The organism is Flavobacterium sp. WC2509 (assembly GCF_052683105.1).
Window position 1 is genome coordinate 3044459 of the sequence record NZ_JBQZFG010000001.1, and the last position, 24907, is coordinate 3069365.

Annotated in this window: 20 protein-coding genes; 14 read left to right on the plus strand and 6 right to left on the minus strand. The window is 34.0% G+C overall.

Translation table 11 applies throughout. The features are described 5' to 3' along the window. Positions 1-369 precede the first annotated feature (369 nt). From ACUN3A_RS12705 to ACUN3A_RS12755, 11 genes are all read left to right on the plus strand, one after another. A complete protein-coding gene (locus ACUN3A_RS12705; RefSeq protein ID WP_445551658.1) occupies positions 370-1989 on the plus strand; it encodes a sulfatase-like hydrolase/transferase in 1620 nt (539 codons plus the stop codon). A 260-nt stretch (positions 1990-2249) separates the two neighbouring features. After that, on the plus strand, positions 2250-3332 hold the full coding sequence (locus tag ACUN3A_RS12710; RefSeq protein ID WP_445551659.1) for a formylglycine-generating enzyme family protein: 1083 nt from the start codon (positions 2250-2252) through the stop codon (positions 3330-3332). Positions 3333-3354: 22 nt separating this feature from the next. After that, positions 3355-5007 (plus strand): arylsulfatase, encoded by a 1653-nt coding sequence (locus ACUN3A_RS12715; protein WP_445551660.1) that lies wholly within the window; start codon positions 3355-3357, stop codon positions 5005-5007. 13 nt (positions 5008-5020) lie between these two features. Next, complete coding sequence (locus tag ACUN3A_RS12720; protein WP_445551661.1) at positions 5021-6283, plus strand: YeiH family protein; 1263 nt, start codon at positions 5021-5023, stop codon at positions 6281-6283. A gap of 65 nt (positions 6284-6348) precedes the next feature. Continuing rightward, positions 6349-7173, plus strand: coding sequence for a serine O-acetyltransferase EpsC (gene epsC, locus ACUN3A_RS12725; protein ID WP_445551662.1), 825 nt, complete (start codon positions 6349-6351; stop codon positions 7171-7173). Between the two features lie 169 nt (positions 7174-7342). After that, positions 7343-8263, plus strand: coding sequence for a cysteine synthase A (cysK, locus tag ACUN3A_RS12730; protein WP_445551663.1), 921 nt, complete (start codon positions 7343-7345; stop codon positions 8261-8263). Positions 8264-8403: 140 nt separating this feature from the next. Then, the gene (locus tag ACUN3A_RS12735; RefSeq protein ID WP_445551664.1) at positions 8404-9321 is read left to right on the plus strand and encodes a family 2A encapsulin nanocompartment shell protein; all 918 of its coding nucleotides are present in this window, start codon (positions 8404-8406) and stop codon (positions 9319-9321) included. Beyond that, positions 9305-11359, plus strand: a complete 2055-nt coding sequence (locus ACUN3A_RS12740; RefSeq protein WP_445551665.1) for a family 2A encapsulin nanocompartment cargo protein cysteine desulfurase — start codon at positions 9305-9307, stop codon at positions 11357-11359. The genes ACUN3A_RS12735 and ACUN3A_RS12740 overlap by 17 nt, the downstream gene beginning before the upstream one ends. 456 nt (positions 11360-11815) lie before the next feature. Further along, complete coding sequence (locus tag ACUN3A_RS12745) at positions 11816-12217, plus strand: hypothetical protein (RefSeq protein ID WP_445551666.1); 402 nt, start codon at positions 11816-11818, stop codon at positions 12215-12217. A gap of 24 nt (positions 12218-12241) precedes the next feature. Beyond that, on the plus strand, positions 12242-13657 hold the full coding sequence (locus ACUN3A_RS12750; RefSeq protein ID WP_445551667.1) for an aminotransferase-like domain-containing protein: 1416 nt from the start codon (positions 12242-12244) through the stop codon (positions 13655-13657). Positions 13658-13808: 151 nt separating this feature from the next. Next, on the plus strand, positions 13809-14438 hold the full coding sequence (locus ACUN3A_RS12755) for a putative polyvalent protein kinase domain-containing protein (protein ID WP_445551668.1): 630 nt from the start codon (positions 13809-13811) through the stop codon (positions 14436-14438). A gap of 28 nt (positions 14439-14466) precedes the next feature. On the opposite strand, the gene ACUN3A_RS12760 is transcribed toward ACUN3A_RS12755, so the two are convergent. Further along, positions 14467-15036 carry a Crp/Fnr family transcriptional regulator gene (locus ACUN3A_RS12760; RefSeq protein ID WP_445552837.1) on the minus strand — a complete coding sequence of 190 codons (570 nt, stop codon included), beginning with the start codon at positions 15034-15036 and terminating at the stop codon, positions 14467-14469. Positions 15037-15072: 36 nt separating this feature from the next. Then, positions 15073-15321 carry a DUF2798 domain-containing protein gene (locus ACUN3A_RS12765; protein WP_445551669.1) on the minus strand — a complete coding sequence of 83 codons (249 nt, stop codon included), beginning with the start codon at positions 15319-15321 and terminating at the stop codon, positions 15073-15075. Between the two features lie 297 nt (positions 15322-15618). Between ACUN3A_RS12765 and ACUN3A_RS12770 the strand changes: the two genes are divergently transcribed. Continuing rightward, positions 15619-16449 (plus strand): leucine-rich repeat domain-containing protein, encoded by an 831-nt coding sequence (locus tag ACUN3A_RS12770; RefSeq protein WP_445551670.1) that lies wholly within the window; start codon positions 15619-15621, stop codon positions 16447-16449. 329 nt (positions 16450-16778) lie between these two features. Continuing rightward, positions 16779-17084, plus strand: a complete 306-nt coding sequence (locus ACUN3A_RS12775) for a hypothetical protein (protein ID WP_445551671.1) — start codon at positions 16779-16781, stop codon at positions 17082-17084. 175 nt (positions 17085-17259) lie between these two features. Here the strand turns inward: ACUN3A_RS12775 and ACUN3A_RS12780 are convergent, their stop codons facing one another. The 4 genes from ACUN3A_RS12780 to ACUN3A_RS12795 all read right to left on the minus strand — a co-directional run bounded on the left by ACUN3A_RS12780 (position 17260) and on the right by ACUN3A_RS12795 (position 22722). Then, complete coding sequence (locus ACUN3A_RS12780; protein WP_445551672.1) at positions 17260-19611, minus strand: glycoside hydrolase family 2 TIM barrel-domain containing protein; 2352 nt, start codon at positions 19609-19611, stop codon at positions 17260-17262. Positions 19612-19646: 35 nt separating this feature from the next. Further along, complete coding sequence (gene mgrA, locus ACUN3A_RS12785; RefSeq protein ID WP_445551673.1) at positions 19647-20636, minus strand: L-glyceraldehyde 3-phosphate reductase; 990 nt, start codon at positions 20634-20636, stop codon at positions 19647-19649. 41 nt (positions 20637-20677) lie between these two features. Then, positions 20678-21703, minus strand: a complete 1026-nt coding sequence (locus tag ACUN3A_RS12790) for a LacI family DNA-binding transcriptional regulator (RefSeq protein ID WP_445551674.1) — start codon at positions 21701-21703, stop codon at positions 20678-20680. A gap of 137 nt (positions 21704-21840) precedes the next feature. Beyond that, positions 21841-22722, minus strand: a complete 882-nt coding sequence (locus ACUN3A_RS12795; RefSeq protein WP_445551675.1) for a helix-turn-helix domain-containing protein — start codon at positions 22720-22722, stop codon at positions 21841-21843. Positions 22723-22931: 209 nt separating this feature from the next. Here ACUN3A_RS12795 and ACUN3A_RS12800 point away from each other — a divergent pair, with 209 nt between their 5' ends. Then, on the plus strand, positions 22932-24890 hold the full coding sequence (locus tag ACUN3A_RS12800; RefSeq protein ID WP_445551676.1) for a glycoside hydrolase family 97 catalytic domain-containing protein: 1959 nt from the start codon (positions 22932-22934) through the stop codon (positions 24888-24890). The last annotated feature ends 17 nt before the right edge of the window (positions 24891-24907 follow it).

Here is a 24907-nt window from a genome sequence, read left to right on the forward strand (position 1 = left end):
AAATATTAAAAACATGCTTTGCGTCTCTGCGCCTTTGCGTGAAATTTGGCTCGCAAAGACGCGGAGACGCAAAGTATAGGAAGGACAAAGTTTGCGAAAAACATTCAATAACTAATTTTTCTGTGAAATGGTACTAGTCACGGATAGTCATATAATTTTAAACATATAAGTCAAAAAAAGTTAGTGAAATTAGTGTTTAAAAGGGAGTATAAGTTAAAAATGTTCTTTGTAAGGTTCTTTGATTTTACTTAAATGAACTATAGTTTTTACTTCATTTTATTCTAATTAAACTTATATGACTTATTATGTTTAAATAATGTTTTTAAAATGCTGTTTATTGTAGAATTGAGTTTAAAACAATAAAAAATTATGGCAAAATTTAAAGTAAATAAAAAAATAGTTTTTCCGATTCTAGGAGTATTTTTAATAGTTCTAGCATTTTTATTTTGGCCCATAAATACAAATGGAACTCTGGTTCAGGTTGATGAAAAATTATCAGAAGGGAAAAAGGAGTTTTTAGCTACCAAAGATTCATCTGCAGATTCTGGAAAGAAAACCAATATTATTATTTTATTGGCCGATGATTTAGGGAAATATGATATCTCGTTATATGGAGGAAAATCAACTCCAACGCCTCAAATTGATGCTTTGGCAGCTTCGGGAGTGACTTTTACCAATGGTTATGTTTCTGCTCCAATTTGTTCACCTTCGCGAGCAGGTTTACTTACGGGTAGGTACCAAGAACGATTTGGTCACGAATTTCAGCCAGGCGATCGTTATCCAAAAAATAACTTAGAATATTATGGTTTCAAGTATTTGATTAATACCAATAGTTGGAAATTAAATCCAAAAATTGAATATCCAAATGAAGCTTCAATAGCAACTCAGGGATTGCCAAAATCCGAGATTACTTTTGCAGACTTAGCAAAAAGAGAAGGATACAGTACTGCTATTGTCGGAAAGTGGCATTTGGGACATAACAAAGGTTTTTTTCCGTTGGATAGAGGTTTCGATTATCATTATGGATTTTATCAGGCATTTTCTCTTTACACTCCAGAAGATGATAATCCAGATATTATCAATCATCATCATAAAGATTTCACTGATAAAACGATTTGGGGAAATGGACGTGTCGGAATTGGTGAGATTCGTAGAGATACTACAATCATAAAAGAGAAAGCCTATTTAACAGAAAAATTTGCTGAGGAAGCAGAAGCTTTTATCGATAAAAATAAAACAAAACCGTTTTTATTATACGTTCCGTTTAATGCGCCTCACACTCCTTTTCAGGTTCGCAAAAAGTATTATGATCGTTTTCCAAATGTAAAAGATGAAAACAAACGAGTGTATTTTGCTATGATTAGCGCATTGGATGATGCTGTTGGGCGAATTGTAGCCAAGGTTAAAAAAGAGGGTTTAGAAGAAAATACACTTATCTTTTTTGCAAGTGACAATGGTGGTGCCGATTATACATTCGCTACTACAAATGCTCCCTTTAAAGGTGGAAAATTTTCTCATTTTGAAGGTGGAATCAATGTGCCTTTTGCCTTATCATGGAAAGGAAAGATTAAACCAAACACGGTCTATAATACTCCTGTTATTTCTTTGGATATCTTTAGTACGATAGCTGCTGCCATTCATTCAAAACTACCAACAGATAGGGTTTATGATGGGGTAGATTTGGTGAGTACTGTTAATGACAATAAAGTGGCTCATCATAATTTGTATTGGCGTTCAGGAGATGCTAAAGCGATTCGAAGTGGTGATTGGAAATTAATCATTAGTGGAAAAACACACAAGCAATGGCTTTATAATTTGGCAAATGATAAATCTGAAACTACTGATCTTGCTCAAAAAAATCCAGAAAAAGTAAAAGAATTACAAGTCGCTTTACAAAATTGGGAAAAAGGTTTGATCAAGCCATTATGGCCAAACTTAACGTATTATGAATTTGATTTTGGGAAGCAAAAATACTTTGTCGATTTATGATTTTAATTTTCTTGAAAGAAAATTAATTTAAAATTTGGAAGTTTGTCTTTTTAATATATCTTTGTTCTATGGAATAAGTAGAATTTATATTTTACAAAAAGTAAAAAATAAAATGGTGGCGATTCAATACATCTCTTTCGAGAAAAGGCAAGGTTACTTGGTATTTGGGATACCTTGCCTGATGTATTGTTGCTGTTGTTGTTTTTTTACTTATTGAAATTTTAATAGATAGATTCCAGATTATTTTGAGCTTACCAATCATGTATAAAAAAATATATAATTTAATTGTTGCAATTAGTTTTACAAGTTTAACTCCTATTTACAGTCAAGAAAGTAAGACTGTAGCAATTTCTACAACTGACTGTCTTGCGATGTGCAAGGCAAATACATCCAAAAAAGCATTGTTGTTGCAATCAATTAATGCTACTTCTAAAGAAAATCCAACGGGTTCAACCAATGAAATGGTCTGGGTTGCTGGTGGTGAATTTAATATGGGAACTTCTGATTATCCCGATGCTAAACCCGTCCATAAAGTAACTGTAAAAGGCTATTGGATTGATGAACACGAAGTAACAAATGCTCAATTTGCTGCTTTTGTAAAAGCAACAAATTATGTAACAATTGCCGAAAGACCATTAGATCCAAAGGATTATCCAGGTGTTCCGCTAGAGAATTTAGTACCAGGTTCGGCAGTATTTGTGCCACCCGCAGGGAAAGTTTCTCTAGAGAATATGCAACAATGGTGGCAATATGTTCCAGGTGCAAGTTGGCAACATCCTACCGGACCAGAAAGTAGCATTGTTGGATTAGAAAATAATCCAGTGGTTCAGGTTAGTTATCCAGATGCTAAAGCTTATGCTGAATGGGCAGGTAAACGCCTTCCAACAGAAGCAGAATGGGAGTTTGCAGCTAGAGCAACAAGACCTGCAACCAAATATTATTGGGGTTCAGAACTCAAACCAAATGGAAAATGGGCTGCCAATATCTTTCAAGGGACTTTCCCGAATAACAATACAGCCGAAGATGGTTTTGTAGGTGCCGCTCCAGTGAAATCTTTTCCTAAAAACCCTTTTGGAATTTATGATTTGGAAGGAAATGTATGGGAATGGTGTAATGATTTATACCGTGATGATTATTATAAAAGCAGTGCTAAAGATAATCCACAAGGGCCTTCAACAAGTAATGATCCTGAAGAGCCCGGAGTAGAAAAGCACGTTCAAAAAGGAGGTTCTTATTTATGTAGTGACCAATATTGTATCCGTTATGTGGCTGGAAGCAGAGGAAAAGGAGAAACGACAAGTGCTTGTAATCACTTGGGATTTCGTTGTGTGAAGGATAAATAAATAAGATTTTAAAGATTAAAAAATGAAGAAAACAGTTATAACCCTAAACTTGCTATTAGCATTTACTTTTTTAGGGCAAGCTCAAAATAAAACGACTACACAAACTTCAAAACCAAATGTTATTCTGATTTTGGTGGATGATATGGGTTATTCCGATTTGGGAAATTACGGGTCAGAAATCAGTACACCTAATTTAGACAGATTGGCTAAAGAAGGTTTGCGATTGAGAGAGTTTTACAATAATTCTATTTGTGCACCAACCAGAGCTTCTTTGTTAACGGGGCAATACCAGCACAAAGCGGGAGTAGGTTATTTTGACGTGAATTTAGGATTACCAGCCTATCAGGGCTATTTGAACAAAGAATCTTTGACTTTGGGTGAAGTTTTTAGAAGTGGTGGTTACAGTACTTTATTGTCTGGAAAATGGCACGTCGGTTCTGAAGATCAGGCGCAATGGCCAAACCAAAGAGGTTTTGATAAATTCTACGGCATCTTAAAAGGAGCTTCCAATTATTTTGATACGAAACCTTTGCCTTTTGGAAAAACAGGATATCCAGTAACACTTTTGAAAAATAATGAAAAGCAAAATCCAAAAGATGATTCTTATTATTTTACAGATGAAATAGGAAAAAATGCAGTTGAATTTTTGGATGAACAAAACAAAGAAAACAAACCTTTCTTTTTGTATCTCGCCTTTACAGCACCACATTGGCCATTGCAAGCCAAACCGGAAGATATTGCCAAATACAAAGGCAAATTTGATAAAGGATGGGATGTTTTGAGAGAAAACAGAATCCAAAAATTAAAAGAAAGCGGAATCATTCTGCCAAATCAAACTATTTCCAAAAGAGATGCAGAAGTGCCAGAATGGGATAAATTAACCTATGACGAAAAGCAATTTTGGAAAACGAAAATGGAAGTGTATGCCGCGATGGTCGATAATATGGATCAAAACGTCGGCAAGGTTTTGAAGAAATTGAAAGACTTGAAAAAAGATCAAAATACCATCATCGTATTTATTTCTGATAATGGAGCGCAAGGCGGTTTCAACACATATAATCCTTTGAAAAGAGGTTTAGTAAAAAATGACGGACCAATAGGAACTTCAGGTTCATTCGATTATCAGGAGCAAAATTGGGCTTCATTATCGAATACACCTTACCGTCAATATAAAAATGATATGCACGAAGGTGGTTTCAGTTCTCCTTTCATAGCTTGGTTTCCATCAAAAATTAAAGGTGGAAGAATTGAAAAAGGAACAGGGCATATTATCGATTTAGCTCCTACTTTTTATGAATTGGCAGGCATTGAATATCCAAAAGAATACAATGGAGTAAAAACAAATCCATTGGCTGGAAAAAGTCTTTTGCCAGTATTATTCGAAAATGCTTCGGAAGTAAATAGAGGAGAGCCTATTTTTTGGGAAAGAGCAGGAAACAGAGCGGTAAGAGATGGAAAATGGAAAATTGTTTCGATTTATCCAAAGTACAAATGGGAATTGTATGATCTCGAAAAAGACAGAGGAGAAACTCAGGATATCGCCGATGCCAACCCAGATATTGTCAATAAACTTTCTGCTGCGTATAATGTATGGGCAGATAAAACAGGAGTTGTCGAGTTTAGTAAAATCAGCCCAGGAAATGAAAATATACCAGGAGCAGTCAGTAAAAATTAATAATTTTTTTAAAATGTCATCACAAACAAAACAATTCAGCATTCACGAAGATTGGACAGTAGTAATCTTAGGATTTTTGATAATAGGAATCTCTCTCTTTATTTATTTGCCTTCAGTTCCTGTGTTCAAGTGGTCGAATGGTACGGATTTACGAAATGAGGTATTTAGTTATGGTAATATAATTGATCTTTTTCTGCAATTTGTTTACTTTTTGGTTATCGGACTTACAGGTGCTTTTTTAGTAGGTAAATCAATTAAAAACTTTTTATTAGGCTTTCCAGTAGTGTATGTGTTAACCGTTATAGCCTTAATTCTTGCAGGTAATACATTTGTAAAAGGACTTAATTTGGAAGCAGTTATTTTTAGTTTAGCTATTGGCTTGTCTATTGGTAATTTTTTCAAACTTCCAGAATGGTTTCGCACAGCACTTTCAACCGAAATTTTTGTAAAAATTGGATTAGTGTTATTAGGAACCAGTGTCATTTTTTCTGATATATTAAAAGCAGGTTCTTTAGGATTGATTCAGGCTTTGGTAGTGGTATTATCGGTTTGGTATTTTGCTTTCTGGCTGTGTGGAAAATTAAAAGTAGATGATGAGTTAAAGATGATGATTTCCAGTGCGGTTTCCATTTGCGGTGTTTCTGCAGCGATTGCTACATCTGGTGCGATCAAAGGAGATTCTAAAAAATTGTCTTATGTTATTTCGATGGTATTGGTAACCGCCATTCCAATGATGATTTTTATGCCAATTATTGCTAAGTATTTCAATTTTCCAGAAGAAGTAACTGGTGCCTGGCTGGGAGGAAGTATTGATACTTCGGGAGCTGTTGTGGCTTCGGGTTCATTGGTTGGAGAAACGGCGCTGAAAATCAGTACGATTGTGAAATTTTCGCAAAACGTCTTATTAGGGATCGCTGCTTTTGCAATATCAGTTTATTGGACTTACACGCATAATAAATCGGCTGAAGCGGTAGAATCGAAACCCACTTTAGGAATTATTTGGGAGCGTTTCCCAAAGTTTGTCATTGGTTTTATTGCTGCTTCGTTGATTTTTTCTTTTCTAATTCCATCCGAGACAAGAGATGCTGTTAAAGATAGTTTGAAGAATTTACAGGGACTTTGGTTTGCTTTGGCATTTACCAGTATTGGTTTAGAAACCAATTTTAAGGATTTGTTTAGTAATAACAGCAAAAAGCCATTGTATGCTTTTTTGATAGCGCAGTTGTTTAATGTTATTATTACATTAATCATTGCTTTCTTATTATTTGGTAAATAAAATTAGTATTTTTATCAGAATAGTAAGATTAATAAAAGGTATCTTTCAACTATAAAATAATTATTATGAAATCTTTTTATCAGGAAATAGCGCAACAACATCAAGATTTATTGATTTTGCCAAAAAAGAAATTAATCCATCAATTTATAGATGAGTTGTTTTCTGTTTTGTTTTCGAATACGTCAAAATCTTTTGGTGATGTAACTATCATTGAAGACAAGTTTGCCGAATTAGAAAGACAATTCTCTGAATTAGTGTTGGATTTTGCTCCCAATAATAACAAAAGCCAGCAGCAGACTAAATTTTTTTTCGATTCATTACCAAGTTTATACAAACAGGCTCTAAAGGATGCTAAAACAATTTTTGCAAAAGATCCAGCAGCCAAATCTTTAGAAGAAGTTTTATATGCCTATCCTGGTTTTTTTGCAATAGCGATTTATCGTTTTTCACATCAAATATGGCAGCAGGATTTGAAGCTTTTGGCACGAACTATTTCGGAATATGCACATAGTAAAACCAGTATAGAAATTCATCCTGGAGCACAAATAGGGGATGGTTTTGCTATAGACCACGGTACAGGAATTGTAATTGGAGAAACGGCTATCATTGGGGATAATGTTCAAATTTATCAGGGAGTTACCCTTGGAGCTTTGAGTGTAAAGAAAGAAGAAGCCTTTATAAAAAGACACCCCACGATTGAAAATAACGTAATTATTTATGCCAATAGTACTATCCTTGGAGGACAAACAACCGTAGGAAGAGATTCTATTATCGGAGGAAATGTTTGGCTTACCTATACTATTCCATCCAATTCAGTAGTATATCATAAAAATGAAATAAAGATCAAGGATAATAATCCTTTTCCGGAACCTATTTTTTATTCGATTTAAGGAGTTGAAAATTGACACAAAGATTTTTAGAACAAATCTGTAAAAAAATAAGCACGCAGATTTAGCAGATTGTGTGATTCGAATAAATGTTTTTTAAAAAATCTGCGAAAATCTGCGGAATCTGCGTGAAAAGAAACGGACGACCTTCGTGGCAAAAAAATAATTTACTATGAAATATCAAAGCATTTTAGAAACTATAGGGAACACTCCCCACATCAAATTGAATAAACTTTTTCCAACGCATAATGTTTGGATTAAATTAGAAAAATCAAACCCAGGTTCGAGTATCAAAGACAGAATTGCTTTGGCAATGATTGAAGATGCTGAGAAAAAAGGACTTCTAAATCCAGATTCAGTTATTATAGAACCAACTTCTGGAAATACAGGAATTGGATTGGCTTTGGTAGCAGCTGTTAAAGGATATAAAGTGATTTTGGTAATGCCAGAATCGATGAGTATCGAAAGAAGAAAAATAATGAATGCGTATGGTGCTGAGTTTGTCTTAACACCAAGAGAAAAAGGAACGGCAGGAGCGGTAGAAAAAGCACATGAATTAGCAGCTTCAACTCCAAATTCGTTTGTGCCATTGCAATTTGATAATCCTGCAAATGTTGCTGTTCACGAAAGAACAACGGCATTGGAAATTTTAAATGATTTTCCAGAAGGTATTGATTATTTAATTACTGGAGTGGGAACAGGCGGACATATCACAGGAGTTTCAAAAATTCTAAAACAACATTTTCCTAAATTAAAAACATTTGCGGTAGAACCTTCTTTATCACCAGTTTTAAGTGGTGGTTTGCCTTCGCCTCACCCAATTCAAGGGATTGGTGCTGGATTTGTTCCAGCTGTTTTTAATAGAGAATATATAGATGAGATTATTACGGTTGAAAAATCAGATGCTTTTGCTTTTTCAAAAAAAGTAACTAAAGAGGAAGGAATTTTTTCGGGTATTTCTACAGGAGCGGCTTTGGCTGCGGTTGGTCAAAAATTAAGTGAAATACCTAAAGATGCAGTAATCTTAACCTTTAATTACGATACAGGAGAAAGATATTTATCTGTAGATGAGCTATTTGATACTGCTTTGTAATGATTTAAGTGGTTTGTTTTTAACCATCAAATAAAGAATTGATATTGTTGTTAATTGTTTGTAATACATTAAATTAGCGTAACAGTATTTTTTTAAAATAAAAATTCAAGTATAAATAAATATAAATTAAAACAAACACAATGGCAGAAGTAAAAAAACAGCAAACTGCGTTAGGAGACGTAGCTGCAAGGCAATTAGCAATCGCTACACGTTCGGTACCTACAATGGCAACAAGCCCAAGATGGCTTACACATCTATTACACTGGGTTCCTGTAGAATCTGGGGTGTATCGTTTGAATAAAGTAAAAGATGCCAATCACATTGAAGTAGATTGTTCGGCTAGAGATGAGCGTATTTTACCAAATACATTTGTGGATTATATTGACAATCCAAGAGAATATAATTTAGCAGCGGTTCAGACTATTGTTGATGTACATACTCGTGTTTCTGATTTGTACAGCAAACCATACAACCAAATTTCAGAGCAATTGCGTTTGGCTATCGAAACAATCAAAGAACGTCAGGAAAGCGAATTAATCAACAACAAAGAATACGGTTTGTTGAATAGTGTTGCGCCTTCTCAAATTATAAAAACAAGATCAGGAGCGCCAACTCCAGACGATTTAGATGAATTATTGACAAAAGTTTGGAAAGAACCTGGTTTTTTCTTGTTGCACCCTTTAGCTATTGCAGCTTTCGGTCGTGAGTGTACACGTCGCGGGGTACCACCTCCAACAACTTCTTTGTTTGGATCTCAATTTTTAACTTGGAGAGGAATTCCACTTATTCCTTCTGATAAATTGCCAATCAAAGATGGTAAATCTAAAATCATTTTATTACGTACAGGAGAAAGCCGTCAAGGTGTAATTGGTCTTATCCAACCAGGATTACAAGGAGAACAATCTCCAGGATTATCTGTACGTTTTATGGGAATAAACGAAAAAGCCATTGCTTCTTATTTAGTATCGTTGTATTGCTCATTGGCAGTAACTGTTGATGACGCTATCGCGGTATTAGAGGATGTAGAAATAGGTAAGTATCATGAGTACAAATATTAATACAACAGGTACGGGATTGCCTAATATTGATGACTTGGAAAAGTTAGCCAATGAGCTGTTCAGTGCTTTGCCCAATGAATTTCCAAAAGAAATTTCATTGAGTCCAAATGCCAGTGAACATCCTCGTGCTACCAAAATTGCCGAAACACTGCTTGCAGCGGGTAATTTAGGTGGAGTAGAAGCGGCGTTTCCAGTTAGCAATCACGATACGGTGTTGGGACAATCTGGTTTTGCACCATTGGCAACTCCAGCGGTTTCAGCCAGTCCGATAGGTTCTGTACAAACACCGCCTTCGTTTGGTGGTTTTGGCGGATCGCCTTCGGTGGCACAGTATGGAAAATCGCCAGGTTTTGGAGGGTATAACAATGCTTTTTCCGATCCAACTATCGAAAATATTTCGCAACTAGGTGATTTGAACGTGGATATCAACGAAGGATTTGGATCTTCTCCTGTTTCAGGAGCTGGCGCCGATCCCTTTGCGGTAAATAACGGAAATAATATCAATGCGGCTGATCCGCAAACAGGTTTCAGTGATCCGAATCTGAAAAATAGCGGCGGTAATTCGTCAACAAATTTGAATCAGAATTATTTGCCATTTGAATTCGAACACACTTCTTTTGAAGCGGAATTGAAAACGGCTTTGGAAGCACTTAATTCTAGTTTTGGAATTCCATCTTTGGTAACAACTCCGGGAATTATTGATACTCCGGGTTCTTATTATTTTTTAAATGAAAATCCTTTTGGGTTTGATTCTAAAAAAGCAGATGTTGCTCCTGTAGGTCACAATGAATTTGAAGGTTTTGGTGGAACGAATTTCAATCCGCATATCATCAAGAAAGATTTTCCAATTCTGAGAGAAACGGTGAATGGTAAACCTTTAATTTGGTTTGACAATGCAGCGACAACTCAAAAACCACAATCAGTAATTGACCGTGTGAGTTATTTCTACGAACATGAAAATTCTAATATTCACCGTGCCGCACACGAATTAGCAGCGAGAGCTTCGGATGCGTATGAAGCCGCTCGTGAAAAAGTGAAAGTGTTTCTGAATGCCAAATCCGTAAACGAAATTATTTTTGTTCGCGGCGCAACAGAAGGAATCAATTTAGTAGCTCAAAGCTGGGGAGATCATAATTTGGTTTCGGGTGATGAAATTATCGTTAGTAATTTAGAACATCACGCTAATATTGTGCCTTGGAAACGTCTAGCAGATAAAAAAGGCTTGAAATTGCGAGTAATTCCTGTGGACGATGATGGACAAATTCTGTTGGACGAATATGCTAAATTGCTAAATTCTAAAACAAAATTAGTTGCTTTTACACAAGTTTCAAATGCTTTAGGAACGGTAACTCCAGCCAAACAAATGGTCGAAATGGCTCACGCCGTTGGTGCTAAAGTGCTGTTAGATGGAGCGCAATCTGTTTCGCATATGAAAGTTGATGTTCAGTATCTGAATGCTGATTGGTTGGTTTTCTCTGGTCATAAATTATTTGGACCAACGGGAATTGGTGCTGTTTATGGCAAAGAAGATTTGCTAAATGAAATGGAACCGTATCAATCAGGCGGAAATATGATTCAGGATGTGACTTTTGAGGAGATTAAATACCACAAAGCACCGAATCGTTTTGAAGCAGGAACAGGTAACATTGCCGATGCTATTGGTCTTGGAGCTGCGATTGATTATGTTTCGAAAATCGGGATAGAAGCAATCGGGCAATACGAGCATTATTTATTAGAATATGCCACCAATTTGCTGAAACAAATTCCAGGTGTTCGATTGATAGGAACTGCTGCCCATAAAGCAAGCGTGCTTTCTTTTAACTTGCAGGGTTTTACCAATGATGAGGTTGGCCAGGCATTAAATAAAGAAGGAATTGCTGTGAGAACTGGGCACCATTGTGCTCAGCCTATTTTGAGAAGAATGGGAGTAGAAACCGCTGTTAGACCGTCTTTAGCTTTTTATAACACGACCCAAGATGTGGATGTTTTTATAGAAACGCTATGGAAATTAAAGACGGAGAAAAGTATAAAAAGTTAATAAAACTGATTCAGTTTATTTTAAATAAAATTACAGTTGCTGAGGTTGATAATTTGAGTTTGGATGATTAAAAACATTCAAAGTCAAGAAGTAAAAGCCTCATCTTCTATCGGTATAGATTAGTTAGTTAATTTATTTTACTTGATTTTTTTTTTTTGTAATTGCAACACTTCGAAATGAAGTGTTGCAATTTTTTTTAAGAAACCCTCTGGGAAATAAAATCCAATATTCCAAGGATTTAGTTCTTGAGCTTTTTTGTTTTTAAATGTTCGATATTTAAATCAAATTTAGCGTGATGTGAAAAATTGATAGATGTCATAAATTAGACTTTAATTTTTGAATTATACTTTACTCTTTTCTATGTTAATCGCAAATCTGTATCCTTAAATAAATGTATTTCTGTATCTGTGTCTTTTTTTATTAAGTGCTTAATATTGTATTTCAAGAAAAACAGTTATGAAAGAGCAAGCAATTATTAAGAAGGAAATAAAATACGGTGATGTAAGCCTGACCGAATTACAAGAAGTAGGAGCTATTTACAACAATGTAAAAGCAAAAGTTGCTTTGGATACCGATTTGCTGCAAAGTGATGTCGTTTCTCTAAAAGAAAATTTTGGACTGCCTTTAGTATTTGGAAAATCTGGAAATGAAGTAATAGGTTTTGCTGCTGTAGTTGTTAACCCGAGTTTTCAAATAGAAATTAATTGTTATTTTAGAGACGGATTTGAATCTCTGGAAACACAACAGATCTTAAATGAAAAAGCCAGAAAAATAATAGATACTACATTTGTTAAAGACAGTAGCAAACTTAATGCAGCTATTATAAAATTAACAGATTGGTGGAATAGCTGTAATTAAGTTAGATACACAAAAATTGATGGTATGAAAAAGGAAGTTTTATATTTGAAGATAGCTAAAGTTATAGAGGGACAAATTAGCAGCGGAACATTAAAATTGGGAGAAAAACTTCCTTCTATCCGCTCTGTGCATAAGCTTTATAATGTCAGTATCAATACGGCCAAGCAGGCTTTTCTTGAGCTCGAAAGCAAATCACTTATAGAACCAAGACCCAAATCTGGCTATTTTGTTAGCAAAACTTCGCAGCGTAAATTTTCGATTCCATCTGTCAGTCAATTAAAATCTTATAATGAGGAGCCAACAGAAGACTTGATAAGTAAAGTTTTCAATACGCTAAATAGTAAAGATATTACGCAATTCTCTCTCGGTGCTCCCGATAAAAGTCTTTTGCCTATTGCAAAACTCAATAAGGGTATTGTTAAGGCGGTGCGTAATTTTGAGGACGGAGGTACTAGCTACGAGCCCATTCAAGGCAATGTTAATCTTAGAAGAACAGTCGCTAAATGGTCTTTGGTACTGGAAGGAAAACTTACCGAAGACGATCTTGTTACCACATCAGGTACCATGAATGCACTTTTTAATTGTCTTATGGCAGTAACTACACCTGGAGATACGATAGCTATTGAAAGTCCTACTTATTTTGGCATTATTCAAATTGTGAAATCTTTAGGTTTAAAAGCAATTGAGATTCCTACACATCCTATAACGGGCGTAGATTTAGAAGCAATAAAGAAAGTCTTGCCTCAACTAAAAGCCTGTTGTTTTGTTAGTAATTTCAGCAATCCATTAGGAAGCCTGATGCCTGATGAACATAAAAAAGAATTGGTGAGAATGCTCACAGAATATGACATTCCTTTGATTGAAGATGATCTTTATGGGAATCTTTTTTTTGGTATATCAAGACCAAAGCCTTGCAAATATTATGATGAAGCAGGGATTGTAATGTGGTGTGGTTCAGTATCAAAAACATTAGCGCCAGGTTACAGAGTAGGCTGGGTAGCTCCTGGAAAGTTTAAGGAAAAAATCATCAGACAAAAATTCTCTCAAACCATCTCTAGTCCAGCATTATATCAGGAAGTAATAGCAGATTTTATGGAACATGGCAGATATGACCATCATTTGCGTACTTTTAGAAATAAGCTGTATGCCAACTGTCTACAGTTTCAAAGAGCTATCGAGGATTATTTTCCTGATGGTACCAAAATATCACAGCCACAAGGTGGTTTTATGTTGTGGTTAGAATTAGACAAAGCAATTGATACTGCCGAATTGTATGATCGGGCAATTCAGCAAAAAATCAGTTTTGCTCCTGGAAGAATGTTTACACAACACAATCAATACAACAATTGTATGCGACTCAATTATGCATTGGAATGGAACGATAAACTAGACGCTGATCTCAAACGTTTAGGGGATATTGTAAAAAATGAATTGAAATAAGGAATTCTTAATCCAATTTTTGAAACTGGATAGTAGTGCCTACATACGAGAGGAAGCAATAAAATTTCAAGAAGCTACAATAGCAAAATAGTGTATTTTAGAATTAAAATATTATAACAATTAAATCTTTATCTTTGTATTATAAAATTTCATGAAACATGAACTACAAAATATCATTTCAGGAAAGAGCCAAGTTAGGCATGGAGATGCTATCCAAGCGGTCGCCAATTACCTTAGAAGAAGCAAGAGCGCAAGTTGCGAAGCTAAAGGCAGCAAGCAAATCAAAAGTGAAGAAGCAGAGAATATAAAGCAATTTTGTAATCAAAATAATTTTTGGAAAACAAATATTGATATTAATTCTTTTGTTTCCAGTGGCGCTGAGCAAAAGGTTTATCTACATCAGGATGAGTTTCAGGTTTTGAAACTCAATGATTCAATTTATTATTCATCGTGGGAAGATTATTTCAATAATTTATTATTGAACAATTTCTTTTTTCCAGATACCGCTTATCAATTAGTTGGGTTTTATGAATCTGAAGAAATTTTATATGCTGTTGTTGAACAGGATTTTATCAAATTTGACGAATTAACACAATTAGAAAATGTCAAAAAATTTCTTAATGAAAATGGTTTTAAAAACACAAGGAATAATGATTACTTTAATCCTGATTTAGGAATAATTCTCGAAGATTTACACGATGAAAACGTACTGACTTTTCAAAGTAATTTATATTTTATCGATACTGTTTTCTATATCACAGATGAATTTTATAAGTTGTAATTTTTAAAATGTTTTGAATCTGTACATTTCATTTCTTAGACTTCAATCTACTCAATGTTTCCTGCGAGATATTTAAAAACGAAGCGACCACTTTATTGGGAAGTCTTTTTACCACAATGGGTCTTTCTTTTAGCAGGTTTTCATAGCGCGTTTTGGCATCCATCGTGACGAAAGACATCAGGCGATTGGTATTGGTAACATAAGCATATTCTAAATAATGCCTGTAGAATTTCTCCCAAATAGGATATTTTTCTAACAAATAGAAAAAATCTTTTCGTTCGATATAAAGTAGTTGAGAATCTTCGAGTACCTGAACATATTCCAGAGCAGCAATATTAGTTATAAATGAAATAACCGCTCCTGCAAGATGATTCTCAAAAGCCAAATGACGGGTAGATTCTTGTCCTTCTTCGTTGATGAAAAATATACGGAGACATCCTTTGTCTACAAAGTACAGTTGATGACCCAATTCGCCATGGCTTACCAAAAACTCATTTTTTTTAACAGAAATCATTTTGAAGAATGGCAAGATGGAGTCTAACTCTTCTTCAGAAATGCTCACTTTGTCTCTAATAAATTGTGCCAGTTGGTTATACATCTTCATACATTTTTTACAAATTTAAATCAGGATTAACTACAATTGAATGGATTGTGTAGTTTTCTTTTCAGAAGTTGCTTTTTCAGCTAGTTTTTTTGCTTTTGGTATAATTAAAAAGGCACACAGATAAGCAACAGGAAGCATTACGCTCCACGCACTTAAGAATTTAAAAAACCAATCTTCCCCAAACCCATAATTTCGAATCAATCCCACAAACGCCATAATCATAGTCATTGGCAAAACTACAAATAGCGTATTGATATACCGGAAATACTTCTTGTTCATCTTTCTAATTTTTAATGTTCTATGCAAAGGTGAAGTTTATAGAGGTCGAAAAAATTGATGTAAGTCAATAAATCCAAATTGCTTAAAATCGTTTAAATGTCTTTGAAGAATGAAAAAAATGAAGCAGATGAAAATCTCTTTATTTATGCTGGTTAGTTAATTATTTCAGTTTATTTAGTCTGAATTTTTTTGTGAGATAAATTACCAAAAATATTTTTTTTATATTAATTAATCGATTTTTTTTGTTTGTTAGCGAAGTTTTTAATTATTTTTGAGAATCAATTTTAAACAAAGCAAATGAGTAATAAAATTACGCTACTACTTCTTACCGTATTCTTTTCACTCTCCGTTTTTGCTAGTGTTTCAAAGGCAGAAAAGGAAGTTTTGATAAAGTTAAACCAAGCTACCAATGGAAGTAAATGGACCAATAAATGGGATATTTCTTTGCCAATGGATAAATGGTATGGCGTAAAAGTTGTTGATGATAAAGTGGTTTCTATCAATTTAAAGAATAATAATTTAACGGGTCGCATACCTGTTGAAATTACGACTTTGGTGAATTTGCGTGAGTTAAATTTAAGTACTAATTTGTTGAATGGTGAAATTCCACTCAATATTGGAAATTTAAAAACTTTAGAAATATTCGATCTTTCGTTTAATAAATTAACTGGTTTTATTCCAGCTTCAATTTGTACACTGCCTAATTTAAAAGTTTTATTACTTGATAGAAACATTCTGTCAGGAGAGTTACCACAGCAAATAGGAAAACTATCAATGCTTGAAAACTTGTCATTATATGAAAATTCGTTTCAAGGAACATTACCTGTTTCTTTTTATGAATTAAAATCTTTGAAGTTACTTTCTTTATATACAAATCGATTTACAGGCAAGTTGAGCCCATCAATTGGAAACTTGGTTTTGTTAGAGAATTTAAATCTTTTTGATAATGATTTTAAAGGTCAAGTGCCAGTTGAACTGGAGAAATTGACCCATTTAAAAAAAATGAATATATCCTATAATCTATTTTCTGGTCTGGTGTCCAATAAATTATCGCTATTAGATAAGTTGAACATGACCATGAGAAACGAAGCGGGAAATGTGGTTTCTTTGCCTGTTATTAAAGGATAAAACTTTAAAACAAGGAGAAGAAAAAGAAGATTGTTTGTTTTAATACATTTAGTTAGATTACCCTGTAACTTCATACATTACAGGGTTTTTCGTTTTTATGTTAAAAGAAATCGTTTTGGTGTGGTTTTGTTAAATAAACGTAAAGTCCAATTGGTGAGGTTTTGTTTGGTTTACAATAAGTTGGGATTGTTTTTTAAGTAAATGTTATAAATTTGATAATTTATGGGTTGTTATTTTATCAGTTTCTTTTTATTTTATACTTTTACTAAGAATTCAACTGAAAGAGGGTTGAATAAGATAAAAAATAATCTAATCAATTTTAAATAGTTATGGTAGTACAGTATCAAGGAAAGCAAAACGGAATTCCAACAACATTTACACTACGAATTATCGGTAATAATCTATCGAAAAGTAGCTCTAATTACCAAATAGATTTATTAGTTGGAGATAAACAATTACCAATTTTTACAAGTTTAATTCATCAGAGTTTGTCAAATTGCTTGAAAGAAATTTATTTGTTTAGAAAACACAATAATATCACGTTTGATAATTCATCAGAAAAAGTAGCTCCAAAATTAGTTCCTTATGACTTGGTTCTATTCAACTCTAACAAGTATTCCTTGTTTATGGCATAGATTCATTTCTGTAATGGATAAATAAAAGACTGTTCGAAAGAATGGTCTTTTTTTTGGTTTAATTTGAATGGAAATACAAGAGTTGGGGTAATAAAAAAAGCTCCAGATTTCTCCGGAGCTTTTTGTCGTTAATAGGGGGGTAAATTTGTGGTATTTGGTATTTTAGTTTTTAAATTTAATTTTTCGCAGTAACAATTTCAACAGGAATTGATCCTTGTGTCAAACCTTCAACATCTGCTTTTATAGTAATTGTGCCGCTGTCTTTAGCTGCTCTAATTATTGCTATTGCTTTTCCTTGAAAGGCGGTAGTTGCAGGTCCTTGGTAGCCTTCGTGACTTAATATATTTCCATTGTCAACCGCAATAATTTTACCAGAATCAGTAATAGAAAATTTTACTAGATTATCGGCATTTGCACATTTAATTCCTTTATCATCTACAATAGTTGCGGTAATAAAAGTAACATCGTCCCAGTTGTTAGCCACTGTGGCATTGCTTTTGGTTAAGATGATTTTTGCAGGTTTTCCAGCAGAAGTATGTTCTTCCTGAGCAACAACTTTTCCGTTGTTTTTTCCAACTGCTTTTATTGTTCCCGCTTCAAAAGTAACATTCCACTCTCTTGGCGAATCATCAGCTGGTTTTTTTAAGGAACCTAATGATTTATCATTCAGGAAAAGTTCTACTTCGTCACAATTACTGTAAACATTTACTTTGGCATTGTCATAAGTATCAAAATCATTTGGTGTCCAATTGGCAACCCAGAATCCTGCTCCGGCATTATCTGATTTTCTTACAATATGAACCACAGGTTTTGATGACCACCAACTGTCTCTTTGTAGTGCTTGTTGTTTCCAGTTTCCAGCTCTGTCAAATAAACCTTGATTATTAGTAGTTTCAGGCCAATCGGCTTCTCCTAAATAATCATAACCAGTCCATAAAAATTGTCCTGCCATATACGGCTTGTCTCGTAAAGCTAACCATTGACTAATCGCATGGGTATTTTCGGTACCAATAACTTTCCAGGTTGGATGCGCTTCATGTGCTGCAATCAATTCGTTTTCGCGGTAATTTTGCCCTACAATCTCCATATGTTCTGCAAAACCACTAAGATATACTTTAGAGTTGGCTGGTCTGAAAAGTGCCATAGTTACTGGTCTGGTGTTGTCATATTTTTTAACAACATCTTCTTGCATTTTATAGGCTTGGTAACCTTCAGGGTAACTAAGATTGTCATGGATTTCGTTTCCAATACTATAAATAACTACGGAAGGATGATTTCTATCTCTTAAAATCATGTCTTTAGTATCTTGTTCCCACCAATCTTTAAAATATAAATTATACCCTTTTTCTCCATTATGTTTGGCTGCAGTCCAAGTGTCAAAAGTTTCATCCATAACGACAAATCCCATTTGGTCACACAAATCAAGAAATTCTGGAGCTACTGGATTATGAGAGGTACGAATTCCATTTACACCTATTTCTTTTAATTTTTTTAAACGTTCTTTCCAAACGCCCAGAGGTACTGCTGCACCAACAGCTCCGCCATCATGATGCAAACAAACCCCTTTTATTTTGTAGTTTTTATTGTTTAACCAAAAACCAGTATCGGCTCTAAATTCCGCTTTTTTTATTCCAAATGAAATCGTTTGATTGTCAATTAGTGTTGTTCCTGAGTATAATTTAGTAACAACTGTATATAAATTTGGATCTTCAATATCCCATAATTTTGGGTTTTGAATTTCAATATTTTTTGATAAATCACTGGTTTTCTTAGCAGCAATATTCTCTTGACTTTCTGTTGACTTAACTACTTTTCCTTTGCTGTCAATAATGCTAATTTGCAGTTTATATGTTCCAGCAGTTCCTTTGTTTTCTATTTCAGTCTTTACATTCACTACTGCTTTTTGTGCAGTTGGATTAGGCGTTGTGATTTGTGTTCCCCATTGTGTAAAATGAGTTGAATTTACTCCAACCAAACGTACATGACGATAAATTCCCGCACCGGTATAATAACGTGAAGCAGGCTGAACAGAATTATCAGCTCTAACAGCAATTACATTGGTTTTTCCTTTTCCAAAGTTTAAATATGGAGTCAGATCATAAGAGAAACTAATGTATCCATAAGGGCGTTTGCCTAAATGTTTTCCGTTAATCCATACATCGCTGTTAGCCATTACGCCATCAAATTCAATAGAGAATATTTTATTGGAGTCAGTAGCATCTAATTCAAATGACTTACGATACCACCCAATTCCAGTAGGTAAATAACCACCTCCACGAGCAGATGGATTTTCACGGTCGTAAGGTCCTTCAATACTCCAATCATGCGGAACATTAAGTGTTTTCCATGCTTGGTCATTAAATGCAGGTTTCTCTGCGTCTGCTATTTCTCCTTTTGTAAATTGCCAATTGGCATCAAAGTTGATTGTTTTTCGCTCTTGAGAAAAAACACTCGTTGTTGCAAATACTAAAAAGAATAAGAGGCTAAGGTTGACTTTTTTTGCCCTTTTATTTTTAAAATCCTTCATGTTTGTTGATTTTTTTTATTGTTTTTTTAATATGCTTATTTTAAGATTAAGTTGATTTTTTCTAATTCTGCCGAGCTAAAAGTAGTGTTTTCTAAAGCCTTAATGGAGTCTAAAATTTGCTCTGGTTTGCTGGAACCTATTAATACCGAGGTCACTCTTTCGTCACGTAGAATCCAAGCCAATGCCATTTGTGCTAATTTCTGACCTCTTTCTTTTGCAATATTATTTAGTGCTAAGATTTTGTCTAACCTTTCTTTGGTGATATGGTCTGCTTTTAAGAATTGTCCGCTAGTGGCTACCCTAGAATCAGCAGGGATACCATTTAGATATTTATCAGTTAATAAACCTTGAGCTAATGGAGAAAACGGAATGCAGCCAACTTGTTCTTTTCCTAATAAATCCAAAAGACCATCTTCTACCCAACGTTCAAACATTGAATATTTAGGTTGGTGAATTAAACATGGAGTCCCCATTTCTTTTAATAATTTGAACGCTTTTTCGGCTTCGGCTGGGCGGTAGTTTGAAATACCAACATATAAAGCTTTTCCTTGCTGAACGATTAAATTTAAAGCAGCCATGGTTTCCTCTAAAGGAGTTTCTGGGTCTGGTCTATGATGGTAAAAAATATCCACATATTCCAAATCCATTCTTTTTAAACTCTGATCTAAACTGGAAATTAAATATTTTTTGGATCCCCAATCGCCATAAGGACCATCCCACATTGTGTAGCCTGCCTTAGAAGAAATAATCATTTCATCTCTGTGATTTTTGAAATCCAATTTCAAAATTTTACCTAAGCATTCTTCTGCTGATCCAGGAGGCGGGCCATAATTATTGGCTAAGTCAAAATGGGTAATTCCATTATCGAATGCAGTTTTCATTAAATTTCTGCTATTTTCAAAATCACTGTTTTCTCCGAAATTGTGCCAAAGACCTAATGAAAATGCAGAAAGTTTAAGTCCTGAGTTTCCACATCTGCGATATTCCATGTTTTCATATCGGTTGGCTGCTGGTTGGTATGTCATTTTTCTTAATTTTACGTAATCGTTTACGGTGGTTAATAAATTTATTTTTGATTCTTATTTGAAGACTCTCGTATTATTAATGTTGGAGTTAATATTCGTTTTTGAATGTTTGTTTTTTCTTCTTTTTTTGAAATTAATTCATAAATGAGATTGAATGCTTCTTCGCCCATTTGAACTGTTTTTTGATCGATGGTTGATAAAGAAGGAGTAATGTGTTCTCCGAATAAATCATTGCAAAAACCGATTACACCAAAATCATTAGGAGCTTTAATTCCTTTTTCTTTTAATTCTTTCAAAACGCCTAGTGCGGTGATATCTTCGACTGCAAAAATGGCATTTGGTTTATTCTCTAATTTTAAAAAATACTGAACGCCTTTTCGTCCAGCTTCAATACTGATATCTCCATCATAAATTAATTGAGGATCGAAATCAATATTGTATTGTTGTAAAGCGGCTTTGTAACCGCGGACTCTTTCTGAGAAAGCTTTGATGTGTTGAGGTCCTGAAATGTGAGCAACTCTATTGTATCCTGATTTAATTAATGATTCTGTTGCCATAAAAGCTCCTAGATAATCATCAATGCAAACGGATGAAATTTCTAAACTATCATTAGTCCTGTCAAAAAAAGCGATTGGAATATTTTTGTCTTTGATGGATTTAAAATGTGAAAAATCAGTTGTATTTTTTGAAATAGAAACTAAAATTCCGTCAACACGCGCGCCGATAAAAGTATCAATTCCTTTTTTTTCAAATTCTTCTGATTCGTTTGATTGATAAATAAGTACGTCATAACCATGTTCGCTGGCTAGATTTGAAATCCCATGAATGACAGATCCGAAAAATAAATGTTCGACTGTTGGGATTAACACGCCTATAAGTTTTGTTTTTCCAGAACGTAATGAAGAGGCAATTTTATTGGGTTTGTAATCAAGGCGTTCTGCAACGGCTTTGACTTTTTTCTTAGTGTTTGCGCTTATTTCAGGATGATCGCTCAGTGCACGAGAAACTGTTGCAGGGGCAATTCCTAATTCTTTTGCAATATCGCTAATGGTAATTTTTGTTTTCATATTTCCGTAATCGATTACGAAAGTAAAATATTATTTTTAATTAATGAATAAAAGAGTGGCTAAATTGTGATTTTGAAGCAAATTGTATGTAAAATTTGATATGCTTTTTCGGATTTCTGAAAAATGATTGTAAAAAATCAGAATAGTGTCGATTTGTTTAATCGGCGATATTCTCCGGGTGTTAAGCTTACAAATCGCTTAAATATTTTTGAAAAATGAGGCAAATTAGAAAAGCCAGTATCTATGGCGATTTCTAAAAAAGTCTTGTCGGTAGTTGCAATCAGATATTGTGCGCGTTCTATTTTTTTTTCAAGTATATATTGCAATGGTCTTACACCAGTATGAAGAAGAAATTGTTTAGAGAAATAATCTTTGTTTTGGTTCGCTCTATCAGCCAGTTCTTCAATGCTCGGATTGTCTTTTAGATGGACTTGTATGTAACTTATAGCGTTAAGAATTTTGGATGGGATTGTATCGTTATTGTTTGCTATGAAATCTTTAGCGCCTAAAAATCTCGAAATTAATTGAAGAAGGATTCCTTGATTTTCAAATTTTAGGTGGTTTTTCATTTCTCTATTCAACGAACGATATTCTTTGTAATAGGCTTCTTTTTCATAAATAATGGGATTGTCAGAGCGATTAATTCCTCTTCCGGGATTTGTTTGGAGCATTTTTTTTATCAATAAAATGTCTATTTCATTGGCTTCGGTTTTTATTATTTTTCGATTATTAGAAAATAAATTAATTCCATCTGCAGACTCTTCAAAAAATTGTATAAAATATTGACCTAGATGCGAATCACAATTCAAATTGCATAGGGTAAAACTTGGTATAAGATAAAGGTATCCAGGTTCTAAAATATGTTTAGCGACGTTGTCCGAAATAGATCCTAAACCTTCATCAATATAATACAAGCGATAATAAGGACTAACTATGTTGTAGTAGTTCCAGTGATTATCGAGTGTAACATGATCGATATGTAATAAGGAAAAAGAATGTTTAAAATTTGTATTTGACATACAGCAGTGAAAAGTCGGTTTTGAATAATAAAAAGTCGTTTTTGAATAAAAAGCAAGACCTGTAAGTCTGCTATCTTTGTTTTTTAAATCGGCGAAATTTAAGGATAAAAATGCTAATTAATAAATTTTAAGCTTAAATAAAAGTATTTTTGATTTTTAATCCATTAATAGACTTAAACATGTTAGCTGTAATTTTTAAAACCAAAAGAATGATTCGTATACAATTAATTTATTTCTTTTTTCTGCTTTGTCTTTTCAAAGGAAATGCTCAATCCCAACAAACTACAATAAATAGTCCAGACGGAAAACTAAAACTACAAGTGTCTGTAATTGATGGAAAACCGACTTATAATGTTCTTTATAATGGAAAAATATTTTTAGAGCAATCTCCGCTAGGACTAAAAACGAATGTGGGTGATTTTAGTTCAGGACTGGAATTAAAAGATAAAATAGTTCAAAATAAAATTGATGAAACTTATGAATTGCCTAATATAAAACAGAGCAAAGTTCATTATGTAGCAAATGAAATGGCACTTTCTTTTACCAAAGAGAAGAAAACAGCAATCGATGTGGTTTTTAGAGTAAGTAACAATGATGTGGCCTTTAGATATAAAGTGTATCCACAGAATAAAGCGCTTTCGGCTGTAGTAAATGAAGAGGTTTCCGGATTTTTATTCCCAACAGGAACAACGACTTTTCTTTCTGCTCAAAGTGATGCTATGGTTGGCTATGCTAGGACAATGCCAAGTTATGAAATTCCGTATACTGTTGATGCTCCAATTGGAGGAAATGGTATGGGTAATGGTTATACTTTTCCTTGCCTTTTTAAAATGAAAGATAGTAATGGTTGGGTTTTAATTTCAGAAACAGGAGTTGATAGTAATTATTGCGCTAGTCGATTAATTGGTGGTCAAAAGGGATTATACACTATTGGTTTTCCAATGGTAGGTGAAAACAATGGCAATGGTTCATCAGCTCCAGGAATTGCTCTCCCTAGCGAAACACCTTGGCGTACAATAACAGTAGGAGAAACATTAGCACCTATTGTGCAAACTACTGTTCCATTTGATTTAGTTAAGTCTCATTACGAAGCTTCGCAAAAATATGAATATACAAAAGGTTCCTGGAGTTGGATTCTTGGCCAGGATAAAAGTATGAATTATGATGAGCAAATTAGATTTGTCAATTTTAGTGCAGACATGGGGTATCAGACACTTTTAGTTGATGCCTTTTGGGATACTAAAATAGGACATGATAAGATGGAAACTTTTGCAAAATATGCTGCTAGCAAAGGAGTGAGTTTGTATTTATGGTATAATTCTAATGGAAATTGGAATGATGCGCCTCAAACTCCAAAAGGTATTATGAACAATACAATTGCCAGACGTAAAGAAATGGCCTGGATGAAAAAAATTGGTATCAAAGGAATCAAAGTCGATTTTTTTGGTGGTGATAAACAAGAAACAATGAAGTTGTATGAAGATATTTTATACGATGCCAACGATTATGGAATTATGGTGATTTTTCATGGTACTACTTTGCCTCGTGGTTGGGAAAGAATGTATCCTAATTATGTTTCTAGCGAAGCGGTTTTAGCAAGTGAGAATTTATATTTTAATCAAAGCAATTGTGATACCGAAGCCTTTAACGCAACGCTACATTGCTTTATTCGTAATACGGTTGGAAGCATGGATTTTGGAGGAAGTGCTCTGAATAAATTTTACAATGATAAAAACACACCTAACAAAGGTTCAAAACGAATGACCTCCGATGTATATGCTTTGGCAACAGCAGTACTGTTTCAAAGCGGTGTACAGCATTTTGCATTGGCACCTAATAATTTAACCGACGCTCCAAAATGGGCTATTGATTTTATGAAAGAAGTACCAACGACTTGGGATGAAGTTCGTTTTATTGAAGGTTATCCAGGGAAATACGCAATATTGGCACGTCGTAAAGGAAGTAAATGGTACGTCGCAGGTATAAATGCTCAAAAAGAAGTTGTACGTACAAAAGTCAAATTAGGAATGATTGCAGCAGGTGAAAAGCTAAAAAAATATAGTGATGATAATGTATTGAATGGTTCAGTAACTGATGTAATTCAGAAAAAGAATCAAGAAATAGAATTAATAATTCCTTGTAACGGAGCTGTTCTTATTACCAATTAGTTTACTAATAATTATCC